The 21,756-nt window shown below is 67.6% G+C and carries 18 protein-coding genes; 11 read left to right on the forward strand and 7 right to left on the reverse strand.

Features of this window, described 5'->3' with window-relative positions:
* From cynS to OXF11_08170, 6 genes are all read left to right on the forward strand, one after another.
* A partial coding sequence (cynS, locus tag OXF11_08145) for a cyanase (GenBank protein MCY4487073.1) occupies positions 1 to 210 on the forward strand: 210 nt, incomplete at its 5' end.
* 229 nt (positions 211 to 439) lie between these two features.
* Complete coding sequence (locus tag OXF11_08150) at positions 440 to 1,795, forward strand: isochorismate synthase (protein MCY4487074.1); 1,356 nt, start codon at positions 440 to 442, stop codon at positions 1,793 to 1,795.
* Entirely contained in the window at positions 1,792 to 3,615 is a 1,824-nt protein-coding gene (menD, locus tag OXF11_08155) for a 2-succinyl-5-enolpyruvyl-6-hydroxy-3-cyclohexene-1-carboxylic-acid synthase (protein ID MCY4487075.1), read from the forward strand. Before OXF11_08150 ends, menD begins: the two co-directional genes overlap by 4 nt.
* A gap of 183 nt (positions 3,616 to 3,798) precedes the next feature.
* Entirely contained in the window at positions 3,799 to 4,632 is an 834-nt protein-coding gene (gene menH, locus OXF11_08160) for a 2-succinyl-6-hydroxy-2,4-cyclohexadiene-1-carboxylate synthase (GenBank protein ID MCY4487076.1), read from the forward strand.
* Positions 4,633 to 4,711: 79 nt separating this feature from the next.
* On the forward strand, positions 4,712 to 5,533 hold the full coding sequence (gene menB / locus OXF11_08165) for a 1,4-dihydroxy-2-naphthoyl-CoA synthase (protein MCY4487077.1): 822 nt from the start codon (positions 4,712 to 4,714) through the stop codon (positions 5,531 to 5,533).
* A 24-nt stretch (positions 5,534 to 5,557) separates the two neighbouring features.
* Complete coding sequence (locus tag OXF11_08170; GenBank protein MCY4487078.1) at positions 5,558 to 6,460, forward strand: 1,4-dihydroxy-2-naphthoate polyprenyltransferase; 903 nt, start codon at positions 5,558 to 5,560, stop codon at positions 6,458 to 6,460.
* Between the two features lie 9 nt (positions 6,461 to 6,469).
* Here OXF11_08170 and OXF11_08175 read toward each other — a convergent pair whose 3' ends face one another.
* Positions 6,470 to 7,654 (reverse strand): ABC transporter permease, encoded by a 1,185-nt coding sequence (locus tag OXF11_08175; GenBank protein ID MCY4487079.1) that lies wholly within the window; start codon positions 7,652 to 7,654, stop codon positions 6,470 to 6,472.
* 322 nt (positions 7,655 to 7,976) lie between these two features.
* Complete coding sequence (locus OXF11_08180) at positions 7,977 to 8,438, reverse strand: hypothetical protein (GenBank protein MCY4487080.1); 462 nt, start codon at positions 8,436 to 8,438, stop codon at positions 7,977 to 7,979.
* 325 nt (positions 8,439 to 8,763) lie between these two features.
* Here OXF11_08180 and menC point away from each other — a divergent pair, with 325 nt between their 5' ends.
* From menC to OXF11_08200, 4 genes are read left to right on the forward strand one after another with little or no spacing between them, the layout of a single operon-like run.
* The gene (gene menC, locus OXF11_08185) at positions 8,764 to 9,903 is read left to right on the forward strand and encodes an o-succinylbenzoate synthase (GenBank protein MCY4487081.1); all 1,140 of its coding nucleotides are present in this window, start codon (positions 8,764 to 8,766) and stop codon (positions 9,901 to 9,903) included.
* Entirely contained in the window at positions 9,896 to 11,356 is a 1,461-nt protein-coding gene (menE, locus tag OXF11_08190; GenBank protein ID MCY4487082.1) for an o-succinylbenzoate--CoA ligase, read from the forward strand. The genes menC and menE overlap by 8 nt, the downstream gene beginning before the upstream one ends.
* Positions 11,353 to 12,351 carry a thiamine pyrophosphate-dependent dehydrogenase E1 component subunit alpha gene (locus OXF11_08195; protein ID MCY4487083.1) on the forward strand — a complete coding sequence of 333 codons (999 nt, stop codon included), beginning with the start codon at positions 11,353 to 11,355 and terminating at the stop codon, positions 12,349 to 12,351. The genes menE and OXF11_08195 overlap by 4 nt, the downstream gene beginning before the upstream one ends.
* Before the next feature lie 7 nt (positions 12,352 to 12,358).
* Positions 12,359 to 13,342: an alpha-ketoacid dehydrogenase subunit beta gene (locus OXF11_08200; GenBank protein MCY4487084.1), complete on the forward strand. Its 984-nt coding sequence runs from the start codon at positions 12,359 to 12,361 to the stop codon at positions 13,340 to 13,342.
* Positions 13,343 to 13,372: 30 nt separating this feature from the next.
* Here OXF11_08200 and OXF11_08205 read toward each other — a convergent pair whose 3' ends face one another.
* The 4 genes from OXF11_08205 to OXF11_08220 form a co-directional block, all read right to left on the reverse strand.
* Complete coding sequence (locus OXF11_08205) at positions 13,373 to 14,137, reverse strand: enoyl-CoA hydratase-related protein (protein MCY4487085.1); 765 nt, start codon at positions 14,135 to 14,137, stop codon at positions 13,373 to 13,375.
* A 258-nt stretch (positions 14,138 to 14,395) separates the two neighbouring features.
* Positions 14,396 to 15,904 carry an ethanolamine ammonia-lyase reactivating factor EutA gene (locus OXF11_08210; GenBank protein MCY4487086.1) on the reverse strand — a complete coding sequence of 503 codons (1,509 nt, stop codon included), beginning with the start codon at positions 15,902 to 15,904 and terminating at the stop codon, positions 14,396 to 14,398.
* Between the two features lie 28 nt (positions 15,905 to 15,932).
* Positions 15,933 to 18,650, reverse strand: a complete 2,718-nt coding sequence (locus OXF11_08215) for a hypothetical protein (protein ID MCY4487087.1) — start codon at positions 18,648 to 18,650, stop codon at positions 15,933 to 15,935.
* 48 nt (positions 18,651 to 18,698) lie between these two features.
* The gene (locus tag OXF11_08220) at positions 18,699 to 19,934 is read right to left on the reverse strand and encodes a cupin domain-containing protein (protein MCY4487088.1); all 1,236 of its coding nucleotides are present in this window, start codon (positions 19,932 to 19,934) and stop codon (positions 18,699 to 18,701) included.
* Between the two features lie 241 nt (positions 19,935 to 20,175).
* Here OXF11_08220 and OXF11_08225 point away from each other — a divergent pair, with 241 nt between their 5' ends.
* Complete coding sequence (locus tag OXF11_08225) at positions 20,176 to 21,339, forward strand: CaiB/BaiF CoA-transferase family protein (GenBank protein MCY4487089.1); 1,164 nt, start codon at positions 20,176 to 20,178, stop codon at positions 21,337 to 21,339.
* Positions 21,340 to 21,549: 210 nt separating this feature from the next.
* Here the strand turns inward: OXF11_08225 and OXF11_08230 are convergent, their stop codons facing one another.
* Positions 21,550 to 21,714 carry a hypothetical protein gene (locus OXF11_08230; protein ID MCY4487090.1) on the reverse strand — a complete coding sequence of 55 codons (165 nt, stop codon included), beginning with the start codon at positions 21,712 to 21,714 and terminating at the stop codon, positions 21,550 to 21,552.
* Positions 21,715 to 21,756 lie beyond the last annotated feature (42 nt).

Genomic DNA, 21,756 nt, shown 5'->3' on the forward strand with positions numbered 1-21,756 from the left:
ACGGTTCCGGTAGACCCGCTGATCTACCGGTTCCACGAGATCACCCAGGTCTACGGCACCTCGATGAAGGCCGTCATCCACGAGATGTTCGGCGACGGTATCATGAGCGCCATCGACTTCGAGATCGACGTCCAGAAGAAGGAAGATCCCAAGGGAGACCGCGTGGTCGTCACCTACAGCGGAAAGTTCCTGCCCTATCGCAAGTGGTGACCGCGCGAACGCCCTTCTCCTGGCCATCGCGGATGACGTGCCGGCCTATCCAGACTTCGCGGCGGCCCTGCGCTTCGAGCGCGTCATCCACGCCATCGCGCGGTCGACGGAGAAGGGAACCCGGGTTTGGGTCGTGACAAGGTCCCTCGCCGCCTCGGGTCCGATCTGATAACGTCCATCCAGGATACCGTGGGATCATCGGCGTTCGCGTCGGGATGGCAAGGCTGGAATGGATCGAAGAGATTGCGGTCTACTGGAGGAACTGCGGGAGCGGGTCGCCCGGGAGTGCGTCCGGGGGGGACCGACCGGTATTGCCCGCGTGGAGACCGTGATCCCGTGCACCGACCCGTTGGCGTGGCTGCGGGCTCAGGATGCCACCGCCGCCAGGCTGTACTGGGCCGACCGGGACGGCGCCCATGAAGTGGCCGGGGTCGGTGCCGCCGACCTGGCGGCGCACGCCGGCACCGACGGCATCGACCTCCTGTTCGGGCAGGTGCGCCGGCGCCTCGAAGGCGTGGCGCCCGGTGCAAGATACTTCGGCGGTCTTCGTTTCTCCGGGAGGACTCCCGCGGATGCGGCGTGGCGGGAGTTCGGCGGCTGCGGTTTCGTGTTGCCGCGTTTCGAGTTGAGCCGCCGGGAGTCGGACAGCGTGCTCGCGTGCCAGTGGCTGCGTTCGGAGGTCACGGCCGATGCGCTGATGGCGGAGCTCGGCGCGCTGGTCTTCGCGGCTTCGGAGAACCGCTGCATCCACCCCACGGCCACCGGACGCCGGGATCTGCCCGGTCGAGCGGCGTGGGATGCCGCAGTGACCGAGACTCTCGAACTCGTTTCCAAGGGCGATCTGGACAAGGTCGTCCTGGCCCGGAAATCCACCTTCGGCTTCGCGGATGGCCTGGATCCTCTGGCCTGCCTCCAGGCGTTGATGCCGGAGACGGAGCGTTGCTACCGGTTCTGCTTCGTGCCCGGGGCCGGGCGGGGGTTTCTCGGGGCGTCTCCGGAGCGGCTGTACCGCCGCGAGGGGAGACGCATCCTGTGCGATGCTCTCGCGGGCACGCGTACGCGCGGTGATCGCGCGTCGCTGGACCGGCGACTGGAACAGGATCTCATGGGCAGTGACAAGGAGCGGCGGGAGCAGGACTACGTGGTCCGGGGCATCCGCGAGAGCCTGGCGCCGTTGTGCAGCGCGTTGAACGCCGGGGCCGATCCGTCCGTGATGAAGCTGCGCAACTGGCAACATCTCATGAGCCGCTTCGAAGGCGTGTTGCGCGACGGCGTGGGCGATGCGGATCTGCTCATGGCGCTGCACCCCACCCCGGCGGTGGGCGGCTACCCCACCGGCCGGGCGCTCCGGGAAATCGAAAAAAGGGAACCCTTCGATCGCGGCTGGTACGCGGGTCCGGTGGGCTGGGTGGGACACGACGGCGCCGAGTTCGCCGTGGCGATCCGGTCCGCGCTCGTGGAGGGTTCCACGCTGTCGGTGTTCGCCGGGGCCGGGATCGTCGCCGGGTCGGTGCCCGAAGACGAGTGGGCAGAGCTGGACTACAAGATCCGCCACTTCACCCAGGCGTTGAACCTTCCCCGATGATCCAGGCTGCCAACGTCAACCACCTTTGGGCGACGCTGCTCGTGGAGGAGTTGATCCGCAACGGGATCGGCACCTTCTGCATCGCTCCCGGCTCCCGCAGCACGCCGCTGGTGGTGGCGGTGGCGCGCAACCCCCGCGCTCGGGCCGTCGTGCACTACGACGAGCGCGGCGCGGCCTTCCATGCCTTGGGGTACGGACGCGCCACCGGGATGCCGGCCGTCGTGGTCACCACCTCGGGCAGCGCCTTGGCCAACGCGTGGCCGGCGGTGGTGGAGGCCTCGCTGGAGCGGGTGCCGTTGCTGGTGCTGAGCGGCGACCGTCCGCCGGAGCTTCAGGACGCCGGCGCCAACCAGACCATGGACCAGGTCAAGTTCTTCGGCGGCTACGCCGAGTGGTCCGCGACTCTCCCGTGCCCTTCCACCGATGTCGACCCCGCGGTGGTGCTCACCACCGTGGACCAGGCGGTGAGCCGCTGCCGCGGCCCAGCGGGCGGCGCGGTGCACATCAACTGCATGTTCCGCGAGCCCCTGGCACCGACGGAGCAGGGCGAGGACTTTGGAGTGTATCTGGAACCGCTGCGCGCGTGGCACGAGGGCGGCCATGCCTATACCCGCTACGAGAGCGTTCCGTCCCGCCGCGCATCGGAGTTGCCGGCGGAGTTCGCGGGCTTGGTCGCACGCCGTCCCCGTGGCCTCCTGGTAGCCGGTGGGTTGGCGAGCGCGGCGGAACGTGCGGCGGTGGCGGACCTTGCCGAGGCGCTGGGCTGGCCCTTCCTTCCCGACGTGACCTCGGGGCTGCGCCTGGACGGCAGGACCGCGACGCTGGTGCCCTATCACGAGGTCTTGCTCGGCTCGGCGGAGTTCATGCGGGATCATCCCGTCGAGGCCGTGATCCACCTCGGGGGACGATGGACTTCCAGACGGCTGCCGGACCACCTGGAGGTGGCGCCGCCCAAGGACTACGTGGTGGTGAACGAGCAGCCGGACCGCGCGGACCCGGTTCACCGGGCGACACTTCGGTTCCAGCTCCCGGTGGCGGAGTTCTGCGAAGCCTTGAGCGCGCTGGTGGGGAATACCGGAACGGCGGTTGATGCCGCGAGTGGCGCGGCCAGGGAAGCCGGCGGCGCCCCGGACGCCGGCTGGCTCGCGAGCTGGCGGCGGGCGTCGGATCATGTCGGCGGGCGCATTGATGCACTGTTGACCCGGGACCGGACCCTGAGCGAGCCCAAGGTCGCGCGGCTCGTCTCGCGCCACATCGGCGGCGGCGAGGGCTTGTATCTCGCGTCCAGCATGCCCGTCCGTGACATGGACACCTTCGGCTGCCCGCGGCCGGTCGCGGTGGTGGTGGCCGCCAACCGCGGCGCCAGCGGCGTGGACGGTACCATCGCCACGGCCACGGGATTCGCGCGGGGTCTCGACAAGGGCGTCACTCTCGTAATCGGCGACCAGGCATTCCTGCACGACCTGAACTCCCTCCGGCTGTGCCGCTCCCTCGACCATCCGTTCGTCATCGTCGTGTTGAACAACGACGGCGGCGGGATCTTCTCGTTTCTTTCCATCGCCCGTTTCCCGGATGTCTTCGAGCCCTACTTCGGCGCTTCCCACGGCATGACCTTCGAGCATGCCGCGGCGTTGTTCGGTCTCGAATACGCCGTGCCGTCCACGGCGGACGAGTTCGTGGACGCCTACGCGCAAGCCCGGGGCCGAGGTGGAGCAACGATCATCGAGGTGCGGACCGCGCGCGGGGACAACGTCGACCTGCACGCGAGGCTGCGTAGGGAGGCGGTCGCGGGCCTCACTTCACCGTTATCCCGGACTTGATCCGGCATTCGGGAGGGAGCGGGCGCCCGTTCATACGGTCCGATCTGCTCTTCGCGCCAGGATACCGGATCAAGCCTGGGATGGAACGCACGTCGTAGCGATTCACAAGGCCCGCACAGGATCCCGGATCGAGCCGGGGATGGACGGTCGGGGCGTCACGTGGATGTTTCGGAGGAAACCGAGTTGGCGGAACCGTATCGACTCCACTACGAGTGTCGGGATGGCGAAGGCGGTGATCGAGCACCCGCGCTGCTCTTTCTTCACGGCTTCATGGGCTCGGGGCGGGACTGGATGGAGACGGTGGCGGCGTTGCCGGAGAACCGCTGCATCGTCGTGGATCTCCCGGGCCACGGGTTGAGCGCCGATTGCCCCGTCGACTTCTACCCCATGGCGCGGGTGGCGCTCGCATTGTTGGCGGTGCTGGACGAGTTGGGGGTCGGGCAGTGCATCCCGGTGGGGTATTCCATGGGCGGGCGGCTCGCTCTCTACCTGGCGTTGGCCCACCCGGATCGGTGTTGCGCCCTGGTGGTGGAATCGGGCTCCCCCGGACTGGACGCCGCGGAAGAGCGCGACAACCGGCGGAAGTGGGACGAGGCCAAGGCGTCGGAGTTGGAACGGCAAGGTCTGGACGCGTTTCTGGAGGACTGGTACCGGCAGCCGCTGTTTCATTCCATCGGCCGGAACCAAGCCCGCTTCGCGGCGCTGATGGAACGGAGGCGGCGCAACCAAGAGACCGGCCTCGCCCGCTCCCTGCGCTTTATGGGGACCGGCTCCCAGCCTTCTCTATGGTCCCAGGTCGCCGGCATGGGGTTCCCATGGCTGGCCGTGGCCGGCGAGTTGGACCCGCGCTACAGAAATACCCTGAGGGATATGGTAAGTCTCTCGGAAAAGGGCAAGCTCGTGACCATCCCGGACGCGGGCCACAACACGCATTTCGAGAACCCCGAGGCGTTCTCCCGCGCCCTGCGGGAGTTTCTTCACCCCACCACCCCTGGATTCCCGCTTCCGCGGGAATGACGCATTCGGGGTGTTGCCGCTCACCACTGGGTCGTCCCTTTGGTCAGGGACGGCGGGGGTCTCGGATGGGAGTTAGAGGATAGCCATGATCGAATGGACCGAGGCGGGGCAATTCACCGACATCAAGTACCACAAGACCGACGGCATCGCGAAGATCACCATCAACCGTCCGGAGGTGCGCAACGCCTTCCGGCCGCTGACGGTGGAGGAGATGATCCGGGCGCTGGATGAGGCGCGCAACGACCCGACCATCGGCGTGGTGATTCTCACCGGCGAGGGCAAGGAAGCGTTCTGCTCCGGCGGCGACCAGAAGGTGCGCGGCGATTCCGGGTACAAGGACGGGGCCGGCGTGCACCGGCTGAACGTGCTGGATTTCCAGCGCCAGATGCGCAGTTGCCCCATGCCCATCATCGCCATGGTGGCGGGTTACGCCGTGGGCGGGGGCCACGTGCTGCACGTCATGTGCGACCTCACCGTCGCCGCGGACAATGCCATCTTCGGGCAGACCGGTCCGCGCGTGGGTTCCTTCGACGGCGGTTACGGCGCCACCTATTTGGCGCGCATCGTGGGCCAGAAGAAGGCGCGCGAGATCTGGTACCTGTGCCGGCAGTACAACGCCCAGGAGGCCCTGGACATGGGGCTGGTGAACACGGTGGTGCCCTACGAGCGGCTGGAGGAGGAGACGGTCCAGTGGTGCCGCGAGATCCTCGCCAAGTCGCCCATCGCCATCCGCTGCCTCAAGGCCGCGTTCAACGCCGACACCGACGGACAAGCCGGCTTGCAGGAGCTGGCGGGCAACGCCACCATGCTGTTCTACATGACCGAAGAGGGACAGGAGGGGCGCAACGCGTTCGTGGAGAAACGCCAGCCCGACTTCTCCAAGTTTCCCAAGCGTCCCTGAGCCGGCCGACGACGAGGGCCTCCCGTGGCACAGGACACGCGCCCCGAGCCGCCAGGCGCCGTCTCGGTCTGGATACTGGCGGCCAGACCCAAGACCCTCTGGGCCTCCATCTCCCCGGTGGTCATCGGCACCGCCATGGCCTTCGGCGACGGCGGCTTTCACGCGCCCGCCGCCCTGGTGGCGCTGGCGTGCTCCGTATTGATCCAGATCGCCACCAACTTCGCCAACGATCTCTTCGACTTCGAGAAGGGCGCCGACACCGAGGCCCGGCAGGGCCCGCTGCGCGTGACCCAGGCGGGCCTCGTGACCCCCGGCATGATGAAGCGCGGCATCCTCGTGGTGCTAACGCTGACGTTGCTCGGAGGCCTCTACCTCATATGGCGCGGCGGATGGCCCGCGGCCCTCATCGGCGTCTTCTCGGTGACGTGCGGCATGCTCTACACCGGCGGACCCCGCCCCCTGGGCTACCTGGGCCTGGGCGACCTCTTCGTGCTGGTGTTCTTCGGTCCGGTGGCGGTGGCCGGGACCTACTACGTCCAGGCCTTGACCGTCAACGACACGGTCATTGTCGCCGGCCTGGCTCCCGGGCTCCTGTCCGTCGCCATTCTCGCCGTCAACAACCTCCGCGACGCGGACGAAGACCGCCGGACCGGCAAGCGCACGCTGGCGGTGCGCTTCGGCCCGGGCTTCGCGCGCGTTGAATACATCGTTGCCGTTGTCGTGGCCTGCCTGCTGCCGCTGCTGCTCTACCTCGCCACGGGCCAACACCCCCATTCGGTCGCCGCCGCCGGCGTAGTCGTGGTGGCGCTGCCGGCCTTTCGCCGCCTCTTCGCGGTCGAAGGCCCGCTGCTGAACCCCGTTCTCGCCTACACGGCCCGGCTGCTCCTGCTGTACAGTGCCGTGTTCTCCATCGGCTGGAACCTGTGACGCACGACACTATCCCCCTTGCAACGCGCCCACGGGATGAAGCTTCGCGGCCTGACGCGCAGGATAGAAGCCGAAGAATACGCCGGCGCAACCCGCGACGACGGTGCCGAGCAGGGTACCGTTCGCGGAAACCGTAAAGGCCCAACCGGTGAACTGGCAGATGCCGTACGTCGCGGCGACACCGAGAGTGACGCCGACCACACCTCCCAGCAAGGACAGGATCATCGCCTCGGCCAGGAATTGTGCCTGGATGTCCCGGCGCCTTGCTCCCAGAGCTCGCCGAATGCCGATCTCCGTTTTGCGCTCGGCCACCGCGACGAGCATGACGTTCATGACCCCGATGCCGCCGACGAGGAGCGCGATCCCGCCGATGGCCCCGAGCAGCATGGTGTAGAGTCGCATCTGACCGTGCATCTGCTCGATCAGTTCCTCGGCGCTGCGCACCTGTACCCTGGCCTGGGGGGTGCGGCTGCTGAAATAGGCACGGATCTGTCTTGTCGCCTCCCGGTAGTGCGTGCCGGGACTCATCCGCGCCAGGACGTCGCGTAGCGTTTCGTTGTGGGTGACGCGGGCGGCCGTCTCGATGGGAATGAAGACCGCCTTGTTTGCGTTGAAGGGGCGCTGTCCCAGCGCGGCCCGGCGCAGTGCGCCGACGATGGTAAAGACCGTCTCCCCGATGCGCACGGTCGCGCCGACGACGTCGTCCCCGCCGGCACGTCGAAGCGCCTGGGCGATGTCGTCTCCGACGGTGCAGAAGTGCTGTGCGCCGTCGAGCCTTGAGACGAAACGACCCGCTGCAACCTCCAGCCGGATGAGATCCACGAGTGCATCCGTGGCTCCGACGACTCGCGAGAGTTGTGTCGTCGCCCCGCCGAGCACGACTCGTTGCGATGCGATGGTGTAGGGAGCGGCTTCCCGGATGGCCGGCAACGTGACGATCCCTTCGGCGTCCGAGAGCTTGACCGACACCCGTCCCCGGCGGCGGTCGCGTGAGCGCAGCCTGACGTTCACGATGTCGGTGCCGAGCTGCTGAAACTGCCGGACCGCTTCGGCCCGTACGATATTGCCGACGGAGATCATGCTGCTCACCGAGGCCACGCCGATGGCGATGCCGATGAGTGCGAGAGCGGTGCGTTGCTTCGCGGCCAGCAGCCCCGAGCATGCTTCCGCCAGGTTGGCTCGTCCGATGGTCACCAACGCGCTACCTTTGCGCCTCCTGGGCGGTCGACGCCACGCCGGTGCGGCCTGATCGGGCGGGCATTGCAGAGGGCGCGGAACGGTTTGCGGCAGGCCCGGTTGAGACTGGCGGAGACACGACAGGGAGGTCGAGGCAGTGGTCGGTTACCGCAAGGCCCTGACCGCACTCGACCTGACGCTGGGGACGACGCTCGATCGGTGGGGCATCGACATCGAGCGAGTGGAGCAACCCTGACGCCGAAGCCCGGCTCGGTGGCGAGGACCAGGTCGGCGGACCGGCCAGTCCTCGCACACCCCTCGCCGCCCCCGGGTCCTGGACCTAGAGGGCGGGCAGACCCTGGCTCTGCGCAGTGGAAGCCGTGGTTTCGCCGCTTTCGCAACCTGCCGCTCTCGCGGTCCATTCGTAGTTGGTTCCCGCCGCGTCGGCCTTGACGCAGATATCGGTGGTGTTGAAGTCGTCAGGGTCCGCTGTGACGCTGACCCGCATGACTTGTGTCCTCGAGTGCTCTCCGATGTTCAGCGTGATGCTGCAGTGCCCGGATGCGCTGCATTGGTTCGCGTCGTTAGCGGTGCTGGCTCCGACGCGGGTTATCGACAGGTCGCCGCAGATGTCGTTCGCGGGTGCGTCGTCCCACGCGTCGATGCATACCTGTATGCGAGCCGGGACCGGGCTGCTGGTCTGGGCGTGGGCTGGCTGCAACCCCGTTCCGGTCAGCATCAGGACCGCCAAGGCCCACAAACCGTATTTCAATGTCTTCCCCAAGAACTTGAACTGGACCATTGTGCTGTCTCCTTTCAGAAATAATTTCTAATATTAGTGATTTTCCTCCCAGTGTCAAGTAAAAAAGCTCTTTTCGTGAGGATAAAAGAATAAATGATGCTTTTTGGTAATATACCCTTCTATCGACGTCGGTACGAAACCAGAGGCGATAAGGATTCATCCTCGCGGGCGCCTCTTCTTCTCCATACGACGGACAAGTCCGCAGCCTTCGGCACTGGAACACCGCAACACGCCGCCGGTGGCTGGCAAGGAAACAGGGGCCGGGTCGGCGGGAGTTCAAAATTCGCGCGGCGTAGTGATATCAAAGGGACTACAAGGCAAGGCGGTGCATGAATACCCGGAATATCAGCCCGGAACCACGGACAATCTGGACATCGTGACCATCTCAAGCTGCCGGATCTTTCGCTATCGCCTGCCGCTGGTGGAGCCGTTGCCGCTGGCCGGCGCGGTGATTCACGAGCGTGAGGGGTTGCTGGTCCGCCTGGAATCGGACTCGGGCGCATGGGGTTGGGGTGATGCGGCGCCCTTGCCGGGGTTCAGCCGCGAGGGCATTGATGAAGCCGTGGCGGAGGCCGTGGCTTGGGCGGGGCGTCTTCGAGGCGCGCGCTTCGAGCCGCGTGGTGACGGCCTCCCATCGTGGCCGGAGTGGGAATCGGCGGCAGTGTCGCCGTCGGTGCGTTTCGGGCTGGAGACGGGGCTGTGGAGCTTGGCGCGACGGATGGAGGACGGGGCGCAGGCCGAGCTGGCGTGCTTCGAGGGTTCCGTTCCCGTCAACGGGCTGCTGGCGGGCTCACGCGACCAAGTGCTCACGGATGCGGGGCGGCTCCGGGACGGGGGTTGCCGGGCGGTGAAGCTCAAGGTAGGAAGCCGCCCGGTGGCGGAGGACGTGGAACTGACCCGGGCCGTCCGTGAGGTCCTCGGAGACGGCGTGGGTCTCCGGCTGGACGCCAACCGGATGTGGAGTTTGGAGCAGGCGGTGGCGTTCGGACGCGAGATGGGCGGCGCCGGCGTCGAGTACCTGGAGGAACCATTGCGCGAGCCGGCGCGGCTGCGAGAACTGTTCGATGCCACCGGCATCCCGGTTGCGTTGGACGAGAGCCTGCTGGAGCTTCGGCCGGAGGATCTCGAAGGGCGCCCCGAGGTGGGCGCGGTGGTGCTCAAGCCGACGCTGCTGGGCGGGCTCGCAAGGGCGCGGGAATGGGCGGCCAGGGCATCGGCGCTGAACATCCGTCCGGTGGTGAGCAGTTGCTTCGAGAGCGGCGTCGGACTGCTGGCGCTGGCGGAGTTCGCCTGGGATTCCACCGGCGACTCGGTGCCGGCGGGTCTCGACACCTATCGCTGGCTGGGCGCGGACGTGGTCGAGCCGCGCCTGCCGTTTCGGCCCGACGCCATTGAGTGGAGCGACGCCACCGCCCGAACGCACCGCATCGATGCATCGAGACTCACCGAGATACGGCATGACTGAGATTCGCTGTCCCCTCGAAGAAGCGGCCGAGCGCCACGGCGGCCGGCCCGCGGTGGTCAGCGGCGCGCGGATCGTCTCCTATGCGGAGTTTCACGAGCGCGTGGCCGGGGTAACCGCCGCGCTCCGGCAGGCGGGATGCAAGCCCGGCGAGCGCATCGCCGTTCTCGCCCCCAACAGCCCGGACTATCTCGTGTGGTTGCTGGCGGTCCTGCGCCTGGGGGCGGTGTGCTGTCCCATGAACACGCGGCTCCCGCACCGCACGGTGACGGACTTGTTGCGCCGCGTGGGCTGCCGCTGGTTGGTGGCGCAGGAGCAGGAGGGGCTCGCTGACTTGGCGGTTGACGTGAAAGTCCTGGAGGGCGGTAAGCTGGCCGACGCCGGAGCGCCTTCGGGCGGGGAGGCCCAGGGTTGCGCCATGCCCCTCGACCGTCCGGCGACCATCGTCTTCACCTCCGGCAGCACCGGCACCCCCAAGGCCGTGCTCCACTGCTACGGCAACCACTACTACAACGCCCTCGGCTCCAACACGAACCTTCCGCTGGAGCCCGGCGACCGCTGGCTGCTGGACCTGCCGCTGTACCACGTGGGCGGGCTCGGCATCCTGTTCCGGTCCCTGCTGGCGGGCTCCACGGTGGTGATGCCCGACCGGGGGGAGACCCTGGACCCAGTGTTGAGCCGCTACGAAGTCACGCACCTGTCGGTGGTGGTGACACAACTGCACCGGCTGTTGCAGCAGCCGGATTCCGTGCGCTACCCTGCGCTGCGCTACATCATCCTGGGGGGCAGCCCGGTGCCGCTGAAGCTTTTGGAGCGCGCCGCCGCCCGCGGGCTGCCGGTGTTCGCGAGCTACGGCTGCACGGAGATGGCGTCGCAGGTAGCCACCACCGGGCCGGGTTCCACCACGGCACAGCGGCTGACGTCGGGGAAGCTGCTGCCGCACCGCAGGCTGCGCATCGGCGAAGAGGGGGAGATCCAGTTGGCCGGAGAGACCCTGTTCATGGGCTATGTGGAGGGCGGCAAGCTGCGGCGGCCGCTGACCGACGACGGCTGGTTCGCCACCGGCGACCTCGGCAGGTTGGACGAGGACGGGTACCTGACGGTCATCGGGCGGCGCGACAACCGGTTCTTCTCTGGCGGCGAGACCATTCATCCCGAGGAGATAGAGCGCGTCCTGACGGACCACGATGGCGTCCAGCAGGCGGTGGTGGTGCCCATCCCGGACGAGGAGTTCGGCCAGCGCTGCGTAGCATTCGTGCAGCCGCGCGCGGCCTGCCCCGACGGCGAGGCGCTGGCGGCGTGGCTGCGCCAGACCCTGCCGCGCTACAAGGTGCCGGACGCGTTCTACGAGTGGCCCGCCACCGAGGCCAATGCGTTCAAGGTGGACCGGCCGCGTTTCCGCCGTCTGGCGGAGAGGCTACCCGTGCGGTTTCGAGGGCGGGGAGAAGTCACATGAAGGCAACGAAGCAAGGGACGACGAAGCCGGCGGCGCGCCAAGACGACAACGGCGAGTTGCTGGCGCTGCTCCGGAGCATGTGGGTGATCCGGGCCTTCGAGGAGAAGGTGTCGGCGCTCTACGCGGCGCGGGAGATTGTCGGGCTGCTTCATCTCGGCATCGGGCAGGAGGCGGTGGCGGTGGGGGTGTGCGGCCTGCTCGACACCGATGACGTGGTCTACGGCGGGCACCGTTCCCACGGGCACGCCATCGCCAAGGGCGCGGACCTGAACCGGCTCATGGCGGAGCTGGCGGGGCGCGTCACCGGCTATTGCCGCGGCAAGGGCGGGTCCATGCACGTGGTGGCGGCGGAGACGGGCTTCGTCACCGCCAGCGGCGTGGTGGGGGGCACCGTGCCCCTGGCGCTGGGCGCGGCCTTCGCCGCCCGGGAGAAGGGCGCCGGCCGCGTGGCGGTGGTGTTCTTCGGCGACGGCGCGGGCCAGACCGGTCCCTTTCACGAGTCCCTGAACATCGCCAGCCTGTGGCAGCTCCCGGTGATCTTCGTGTGCGAGAACAACGGCTACGCCGAGTTCACGCCGCTTTCGGCCCACACCAAGGTCGAGCGGCTGGCGCGGCACGCGAGCACCTACGGCATCCCGGGCGCCACCGTGGACGGCAACGACATCCTGGCGGTGCGCAAGGCCATGGGCCGGGCCGTGGACAACGCCCGCGCGGGCAAGGGTCCGACATTCGTGGAGTGCCTGACCTACCGCCTCCGCGGCCACTACGAGGGCGATCCCGGCAAGTACCGGGAGCTGTCGCAGTTGGCCGACTGGAAGAAGAAGGACCCCATCGCGCGCTTCGCGCGGGTGTTGAAGCGGCGCCGGGCGGCGTCCGACGAGGACTTCGCCCAGGCGGAGAGCGACGCGCGCGCCCTGGTGGAGGCGGCCGCGGAGTTCGCGCTGTCGTCTCCCTGGCCCGAGCCCGAGGAAGCCGCGACGCAAGTGTGCGCGTGAGGTGGATATGCCGGAGCTGAGCTATCTGGAAGCCATCCGTTCGGGACTGCTGGCGGAGATGCGGGACGACCCCTCGGTCTACGTCTTCGGCGAGGACGTGGCGCTGGGCGGACCCTTCGGGGTCACCCAGGGCGTTGCCGAGGAGTTGGGCGCGCATCGGGTGGTGAACACGCCCATCAGCGAGGGTACGGTCATGGGCGTGGCCATCGGCGCGGCATTGTCGGGCCTGCGTCCGGTGGTGGAGATCATGTTCGTCGACTTCATCACCCTGGCCATGGACCAGCTCGTGAACCACGCGGCCAAGCTGCATTACATGTCTGGGGGTCAATTGAAAGTGCCGCTCACGGTCCGGGTGCAATGCGGGGTCCAGGGCAACATGGGCGCGCATCACTCCCAGAGCCTGGAGTCGTGGTTCCTGCACGTTCCCGGCATGAAGGTGGTGATGCCGTCGAATCCGGCCGACGCCGAGACTCTCATGCGCGACGCCATCCGCGACGACAACCCGGTGCTGTTCGTGGAGCACCGGGGCCTCTATTTCACCCGCGCCGAGGTGCCGGAGGGCGGAAGCGGCCTCGCCATGGACCGGGCGGCGGTGCTCCGAGAAGGCACCGACGTGACCGTGGCCGCGGTCTCCAAGATGGTGGGGCCTTCGCTGGAGGCGGCGGAAGCCTTGGCCGGCGCGGGTGTCTCCGTCGAGGTCATCGACCTGCGTACCCTCGTGCCGCTGGACATCGGAACCCTCGTGGAGTCGGTCAGGAAGACCTCGCGGCTCGTCGTGGTGCACGAGGCCGTGGAGCAGGGCGGGCTGGGCGCGGAAGTGGCTGCCCGCGTGCAGGAACAGGCCCTCTACTACCTCGACAGCCCGATCCTGCGGGTCGCCGCCCCCAACGCCCCGGTCCCGTGCGCGCCGCCGCTGGAAAACTCCTTCGTCCCGGACAAGGAACGGATCGTGGCAGCCGTGCAGCGGACCTTGTACATCCAACCCGCCTGATTACACCAATATCTCCCCAAGACAAGCACACTACCGGTGCAGCCACTGCGGCTTGCGCTTCTCCACGAATGCCTGGACGCCTTCCTCGACGTCCTCGGTCTTCAGCAGTTCCTCGAGGTAGATTTCCTCGGAGCGGGCGAGGGCGGCGGAAAGTTCCTTGAGTCCGATCTCCCGCAGGCCCCTGAGTGTGATACGCAACACCGCGCGGCTCTTGTCCAGCAACTCGCTCCGAAGGGTTTCGAGCGCTTTGCCGAGTTGGTCGCGCGGCACGACCCGGTTCACGAGCCCGATGGACGCGGCTTCGCTGGCCGAAAGCCGCCGGCCGGTTAGGATCATCTCGACGGCCCGGTGGTAGCCGATCTGCGAGGAAAAGCGCGCCAGGGCCACCGGCGGAAAGCAGCCCACCGTGATCTCGGGGGTGGCGAACGAACTCTCCTCGGACGCGAGCACCAGGTCGCAGGACGACGCCAGCTCGCAGCCTCCGCCCAGGCAGACGCCGTCCACCACCGCGATGGTGGGCTGCCGCAGGCTCATGAGTTTGCGGATGACGCCGTGCACGAGGTCGAGCATCTCCGGCACCTGCGTTCGGGTGTGGTCCTTCACGTCCACGCCGGCCGAGAAGGCGCGTTCGCCCGCGCCGCGGATTTCCACGAGTTCCACGCTCTCGTCGCGGTCCAATGCGTCGAGCGCCTGCCGCAGTTCGCGCAGCAACGCGAGATTGAGCACGTTCAGAGGCGGCCGGTCGATGATCACGGACGCCACCCCGCCGGTTTTTTCAAGAAGAATTCTTGCCATCGTATCCTCCAGAACCCCGGGATTCCCTAATCGTCATTCCCGCGAAAGCGGGAATCCAGGGGGTGGGGAGGTGAAGAAACGCCGCTGTAGTGCCCCACCACCACCACCCCTGGATTCCCGCCCCCGATCGGGGTCGAGGGCAAGCTTTCGCGGGAATGACGATTAGGGGGTTGTTGCCTCTTTCAGATGGCGTTTTGACACAGCCTGTTCCGCGGGAATGACAGGTCCGGGACGTTGGCTCCCTCAACAGACACCGCGCTAGAACTGAAACACCAGCGACTTGATGGTGACGGGCACCGTGCCGGACGGCTCCAGGACCCGGCCCAGATCGATGAAGTCGAAGTCGCGGAGCGTGATGCCGTCCAGGGCGAGCACGTCCCCCGCGAGGCCGAAGTCCTGCTTGAGGATTGTGCCCGCAAGGCCGGCCATGTCGTGGTCGAACACCAGGTAGATGGGCCGTTGCCGCGCCACGGTCCGGGGCAGGCCCTCCAGGAGCCCGCGGCAGAACGCGGCGATGCGGAAGGCCGCGGGCGGTCCCTGCCACGCGAACACGAGGGCCACCTCGGCGTCGCCCTCCGCCAGGTCGAACGTTTGGAAGTGGTCTCGGATGGTCCGGGCCATGCCGCCCGAGTCGATGTCTCCGTCCAGGTCGACGGGCGGACGCAGCACCTGGAGGTTCTTGCGCGGCAGCAACCCGTCGCCGGAGCGGTAGATGGTGTTGCCGGATACCTGCACGGTATGCTGCGCGGCGCCCATGACCGTGGCGCGGATGCATTCGCGCGCGCTCACCAGGCTGCCGGACAGTTCGCCGTCGTCGATGCGGCGCCGTAGCGCCCGGCCCAGCGGTGCTCCGAGGTCGCGGTAGGACTCGCGCTCGTGGCCGTAGACGTATTCGCCGACTCCGCCGGAGAAGACCACGGCGTCGCAATCGCGGCTCCCGTCCAGGGGCGGCGTCAGCCACAGCGGCGCCAGCTCGGGGCCGAACGCGCGGCCGCCGGCCAGGGTCAACACCACCTCCGCCATGTGGTCGGCCAGGCGTTCGATGTCGTCGGCGGTCACCCGGTCTCCCGCGTTCCAATCGAGCCCCACGTGGCTCGCCAGAGTCTTGCCCCCGGGCTCCAACACCGTAATCGCGCCGTCGCCGTCGGTGGCCAGCAGCCGTCCGCCCACATGGAAGGCCGCGGTGCCCAGAACCCGCCCGCCTTCGGCCAGGGCCAGCTTGGTGGTGCCGCCGCCGATGTCGATGTTGAGCACGCGGCACTGCTGCTCCGCGGAGAAGGCCACGGCGCCGGAGCCGTGGGCCGCCAGCAGGGCCTCGAAGTTGTGGCCGGCGGTGGCGCAGACGAAGTCGCCGCGCTGGTCCGCGAAGAGGTCGGCGATGGCCCGCGCGTTGTCCCGACGGATCGCTTCTCCCGTGAGGATGATGGCACCGGTGTTCACGTCATCCGGGGTGAGCCCCGCTTCGTCGTACGCCTCGTCCACGAGCCGCGCCAGACCCGCGTCGTCGATGCGTTCCCGGTTGGCGGTGTAGGGGGTGAAGCGGATGGGCGAGAGGTAGAGCGTCTTCCGCTCGGTGACCACGAAGCGGCTCGACAGTTCCCGCCCCAAACGCCGGAGCACCAGGCGGGAGAACAGGATCTGGGACGTGGCCGTGCCCACGTCGATGCCGACGCTGGTCAGCGTGATGGTGTCGAGCTTCCAGAGCGGATGGTCTTCCTCGTGCTCCGGCGCCCCATCGTGATCGTGTTCGTCCCCGATGTCGTGCATGGAGTGAACTCGTTCCAGTGCGCCTTGTCTACCAGTGGACCGAGGCTCGCAAGGTGAGACCGTGTTCCACCGACGCGTCCGGTTGCCGGCGCCGGGTACCCTGGAGAGCCAGGTCCACGGAGGACGCCACGCGCATGCGCGTCCCTGCCCGATACTCCCGCGCCCCGTGCCCGGATAGCAGGAAACCGGCGTAAGGCGTCATGAGGCTGTGTCCCCCGAAAGCCGTGAAGCCGTAGGCCAGTTCTCCGGCCACGCGCGTGGCCGGATCAGCCGGACGCTCGACGTCCGCGAGACCGCGTTGCCAGAGATTCTCCGGGCCGCTGCGCGGCAACCCCCACGACGGAGCGACGCTCACGGACCAGCCTTGTCCGGAAACGCCGGGGTCCATGCGGAGCGCGCCGCTGACGCTCCATTCCTCGACATCGCCGCCGTGGGCCAGCAGCGTTCGTCCGCGACCCTCCACCGTGAGGCCGAGTTCGGTCTGTGTGAGCTTCACGCCGCCGCCGATGTCCAACCCGGCGCCGGTCTGTCCGGCGCCTCCGTCGGCGAGAACGCCCAACTCCAGCGACGGCGTCAACACGGCACCGGCCGCGAGATGCCGCGTGTGCGTTCCCGCCAACGCCAGCCGGAGCCGGCTGACGGTGGAGGTGAGATCATCCATGTCGTCGGAGCCATGAATCTCGGCGCGCGCCAGCGAGCCTTCTCCCTTAATGTCCAGGGCCGTCCGGCTGTCGTTGCCGCCGTGGGCAACGGAATACAGGTTGCCGCTGGCGCCCAACGCCGCGGACCACTGGGTCAGGTCGCTGGAGTGATGCCCGTTCGAATCATCGTGGTAGACGCGGACCCGCCCCCACCCGTGGCCGGCCATGGCCCATAGCCGGATGCCGGAACGCAGCATCCAGCCCACGTAGGGATTGAGGGTGGCAAGGTCGGTCTCGTATTCGCCTTCACGTGGTTCGAGGCCGATGCGCTCGGTATAGTCGAGGATGCTCTTCGAATAGGACACCGAGAGGCCGGCCAGCAGGTCGCGCCGCAGCATGACGTCCGACCCCACATGGCCGCTCACGACGTTGCCTTCCCAGTCGGTGCTGTCGCCCGCGCCCGAGAGGTCCCTGTAGTCGCCGCTTCCCCAGAGCGTCAGGCCGTTGGGGTTGCCGGACCCGTTCAGTGGCAGGATGAAGGACGACCGCGCCAGCAGGCGCGCGAGATCCGCCCCGCCGGCGACAGCCTTGCCGTGGAACGCCAAAGCGCGGGGCAGGTCCGCGGCTCCGGCCAGATTCAGGCGCGCCGCGTTCCCGCCCGACCCCGCCAGGCGTGCGTTCACCCGGCTGCTCACCGCCTCCACGGCGCTCGACTGCATCGCGCGTGTGACCGCCGGCAGCAAGACGCGGGTCGCTTGGCCCACGCGGTCCCGGGTCGGCGGATACACGCCGGGGTCGGAGCGGTCGAGCAATGCCTCGCCGACCATGTTGACGTGTTCCCTTTGCATGTCTCCGAGCGTCGGCGAGTGCCCGGAACCGGGATAGTGGGCGCAGTAGGGACTGGAGGCGTCGTCGGTGTTGTCCTCGCCCGTGGCGACGCGCCTCAGCCGGCATTCGAGAGATTGCCACCAGGCGCCGACGCTGTCGAAGTCGCCTGCGCCGTAGATGTCGCCGGCGGTGCCGTTGACCCGCCTCTTGGTCTCCGGGTCGAGATCGGCGTAGGCGTTTCGAGCCGAGGCGGTCTCTTCAGGTGTTGCCGTGACGCCATACAGGGCGCGGACCCTTTGGGTCGGGTTGAGAACATCCCACCAGCGTCTGGCCGGGGCGCTGTCGGCCGGGAACACGCCGGGTTCGGAGAAGCCGAACAGGGCCATGCCGACGGCGTCGACGTGGACCAACTCCGCGTCGCCGAGCAGCGGCGTCACGCCGGAGCCCGGATAATGGGCACAGTAGGGGCTGGCGGGATCGTCGGTGTTGCCGTCACCCGTGGCGATACGTTTGAGTCGGCAGCCCAGAATTGTCCACCAGTCGCCGACGCTTCTGAAGCCGCCGAACGTGAAGACCTCGGCGCCAGCGACATGCACGAGCCTCTTGGTCTCCGGATCCAGATCGGCGTACGTGGCGGCGGCATTGTGCCCGGAGGTGTCGGCATCGCCGAACAGGGCGGCGACCCTTTGGTCCGCGTCGAGGGTGTCCCACCAACGCATGGCGGGGTCGATGTCGGCCGGAAAGTCACCGGGTTCGGAGCGGTCGAGCAGGGCCATGCCGACGGTGTCCACGCGGCGTTGATCCGCGTCGTCGAGCAGCGGCGATTGGCCGGAGCCCGGGTAGTGAGCGCAGAAGGAACTTGTCTCGTCTTCGGTGTTGCCGTCGCCCGTGGCGATCCGTCTGAGGCGGCAATCGAGGGAGGTCCACCAGGCGCCGACGCTGCCAAAGGCGCCGTCGCGGTAGATCGCCGACGCGGCGTCATTGACCAGACTCTTGGTCTCCATGTCCAGGTCGGCGTACATCTTCCTGGCGGCGGCTTCCTGCTCCGAGGTGGCGGTATCGCCGAACAGGGCAGCGACCATCTGGTCCTGGCTCAGGGCACTCCACCAGCGACTGGCCGTTTCGTTGTCCGGCGTGGTTTCCGCCGGCGGTTCCTGGCCCTGCGCGTGGGCCAAACCGTGGAGGCCCAGCGAGAACGTGGCGAGCAGCGTCAGGAGTAACACACGGGACAGCCGGCCGAGGCCCTGTCCATAGAGGGACATGGAATCTTGTTGCATTTCAGGTCTTCGTTCTAAGTGGGGGTCGCTCCGGATCAGCCCGCGGCGTCAGTCGATGAAGCTCCCCTCGGCGTCCGGGAGGTTGCCCTGCTCGCCGGGCAGGTTGCCGTGCTCGTCCGGGAACAGGACCTTGACGGCTTCGGCGCCGCCCACGCCCGTGCACCATGGCACCATGTTCTTCATGCGGCAGGTGATGCCGCGCCTGGCCAGCTCTTCCTCGAATATCCGGTGGATCTCCGGATTCTCGTCCTCGTACTCCACCTGGTAGCCGCCCTTCTTGCCGCTGACCTCGCCGGTGCGGAGCACCGTGGACTCCTGGGCCTGCCAGCGGTTGACGGCGTACTTGCGCGACAGGCCCTGGTTCATCACCAGGTAGGTGGCGGGGGTTTCGCCGACGTTGAAGTGCTGGTGCAGCCACTGGCCCTGGCCGGCGCCCGAGAGGTAGAGGCTGCCTTCCTTCCAGTCGCAACGGATGCGTTCCTCGTCGCCGCGCTGGGCGAGGACGTAACCTTCGCCCTCGATGATGTAGAGGTGCGCGCCCGGGCCGTGGCGGTGGGACTTCTTATAGTAGCCGGACTCGAAGCGGGACACGTGGGACTCCATCAGCCCGGAGCCCATGACCATGAACGCGTTGGTGCCGCCGCCGCCGCGGCTCTTCCACTCGTACAGCGGCAGCTTGCGGATGTCGGGGATGAAATTGGTCTCCCACACCCGGCCGCGGTAGAGCTTGGCCTCGGCCGTGAAGTAGTCCGGTTCCCCTTGGTAGCGGTCGTCGAAGTCGTAGGTGTTGTTGAAGATGAAGTGCTCGCTGTTCCACTGTCTGAAAAGCTGCGGCAGGTCGGTGACCGAGAACCAGCGGGCCGGCTGCGACAGGCTGGCGTTGAAGAATTGGTGCCAGGCGTTGGTGGGCGGCACGAAATAGCTGCCGGGGCCCCACTCGAAGGTTTGCTTCGCTCCGTCCTCGCGCCATACCGAGCAGGAACCGTGGCCCGACACCACGTAGATGGCCTCGGTGTACATGTGCCGTAGCGGCGCGGTGTAGCCCCCCGGCGGCAGCTCGACGATGTGTTCGTCGGCGCCGTTGTCGCCGTCGAGGTAGCACAAGGCGCCCTTGACGCCGTCACCCTTGCGCGGCCACGGCCCCACCTCCACGGCCTTCATGTCTTCGATGAAGACGCCGCCCACGAGCGGCGCGCCCTCGCGTTCGCGCCACTCGGCGTAGGAGTCGACGCGCGTGAGCGCGGGCTGTTTTTCCGGGTCCTGGGGGGCGGTAGGTATGGTCACGATGTCGCCTCTTTCTGTGATTTTGGGGAAGGGTAGGCGATTAAATGGAGTCCTGTCAAACCGGCAGCATGCTCGGGCGCTCGCGATCCTCCGGGAAGGGCGCGGAGGAGGCGGCGGCAAGGAAAACGCCTGCCGGACAATTACAAATGCCGGGTTATATACGTTGCAAATGCCGGGTCATTGTCGTTACAAATGCCGGGTTACATACGTTGTAAATTCCCGGTCAGAGGAGGAGCAGCCCATGCCCGGCCCCCTGAACGACATCCGCGTGGTGGATTTCACCCACGCGCTGAACGGTCCCTTCTGTACCATGTTGCTGGGGCATCTGGGAGCCGAAGTCATCAAGATCGAGCCGCCGCAGGGAGACAATTTCCGCAGGTCGTGGATGGCCTCCGACGCGGGCAAGGACGGCTACGAGTTCCTGTGGATCAACGTCAACAAGAAGAGCGTGGTGCTGAATCTCAAGAGCGAGCGCGGCGTCGAGCTTGCGCGGGAGATCATCGCCCGGGCGGACGTGCTGGTGGAGAACTACCAGAAGGGCACCATGGAGCGGTTCGGGCTCGACTACGACTCCATCAAGGAGGCGAACCCGCGGTTGATCTACGCCTGTTCCCGCGGATACGGCGAGTGGGGTCCCTACGCCGACTACGGCAACACCGCCGCCACCAACAACAGCATGACCGGCTGGACCCACACCGCCTGGGAGTACGCCGGCGCCAAGGGCACCAAGTCCCTGGGCATCGGCGACGAGGCCGCCGGCGTCAGCATGACCGTGGGCATCCTGGCGGCGCTCCACGCCCGCGAGCGCACCGGCGAGGGCCAGAGGATCGTGGTGTCCATGCAGGAGGCGGTGCTGGGCTTCATGGTCAGCTCCATGCACGAGCACTTCACCGGCAACATGGTGGGCAACACGCCGATGGAGGTGGCCGACGGCTACTTCACGCTACGGGTCCCCCACCTGGACGACGACGGCTGGAGCCGGCTGGCGGAGAGGATGGGGCGGCCGGAGCTGGCGACGGACGCGCGTTTCGCCGACGCCGGCGTCCGGCGCAAGCACAAAGACGAGCTGGACCCGCTCGTCCGGGACTGGGCGCGCACCCGCACCCGGCAGGAGCTGTGGGACGCCGTCCGCGACCTCGGCTACTTCGGCGCCCCCGTGCTGACCAAGGCCGAGGTCCTGGACGACCCCCACATCAAGGCGCGCAACGCCTTCATCGAGCGCGACCATCCCACCGCCGGCCCCACCACCCTGCTGGCGCCGTGGATCCACATGTCCCAAACGCCCGCGTCCATCCGCCACGATGCCCCCGCCATTGGGCAGCAAACCGACGAGGTGCTGGGAGGGCTGCTGGGGCTCACGGAGGCGGAGTTGGCGGACCTGCGTGAGGCTGAAGTTATCCGGTGAGCCGCAGGAGTGCGGGCGCCCGGGTTCAGAGCGCTGAGATTACTCTTTCTGTTTTCTGGTCCGGGGACTCGCTTAGTTGGGTGTGATTGTGTGGGGTCAATACCAAATTCCAACCCGCCTAACAGTTATGGGCTTGGCTATTTCCCCAATCCCGGTCCGAATTTGTCAAGCCCTACCTCTCTACCAATCTCTTGGGCTTTTCCAGGTAGGTTACTTCGACGGGCTGGACAACGGCACGGGCACGGGCAAGGTCCTGGCCGTGGCCCCTGACCCGTCCTTGTTGCGCCGCACGATTACTTCCTCGGCTTCGGCCTTCGTGGGCTGGTGGTCCTGGTGGACGATTTCCACGCGTCGGCAATTGCGATTCTTAGCCATAACAGCTCCCTAGCAGGTTGTTGAAAAACTCCCTGCGACATG

The organism is Deltaproteobacteria bacterium (assembly GCA_026712905.1).
In the GTDB taxonomy this organism is placed as follows: Bacteria; Desulfobacterota; Binatia; order UBA9968; family JAJDTQ01; genus JAJDTQ01.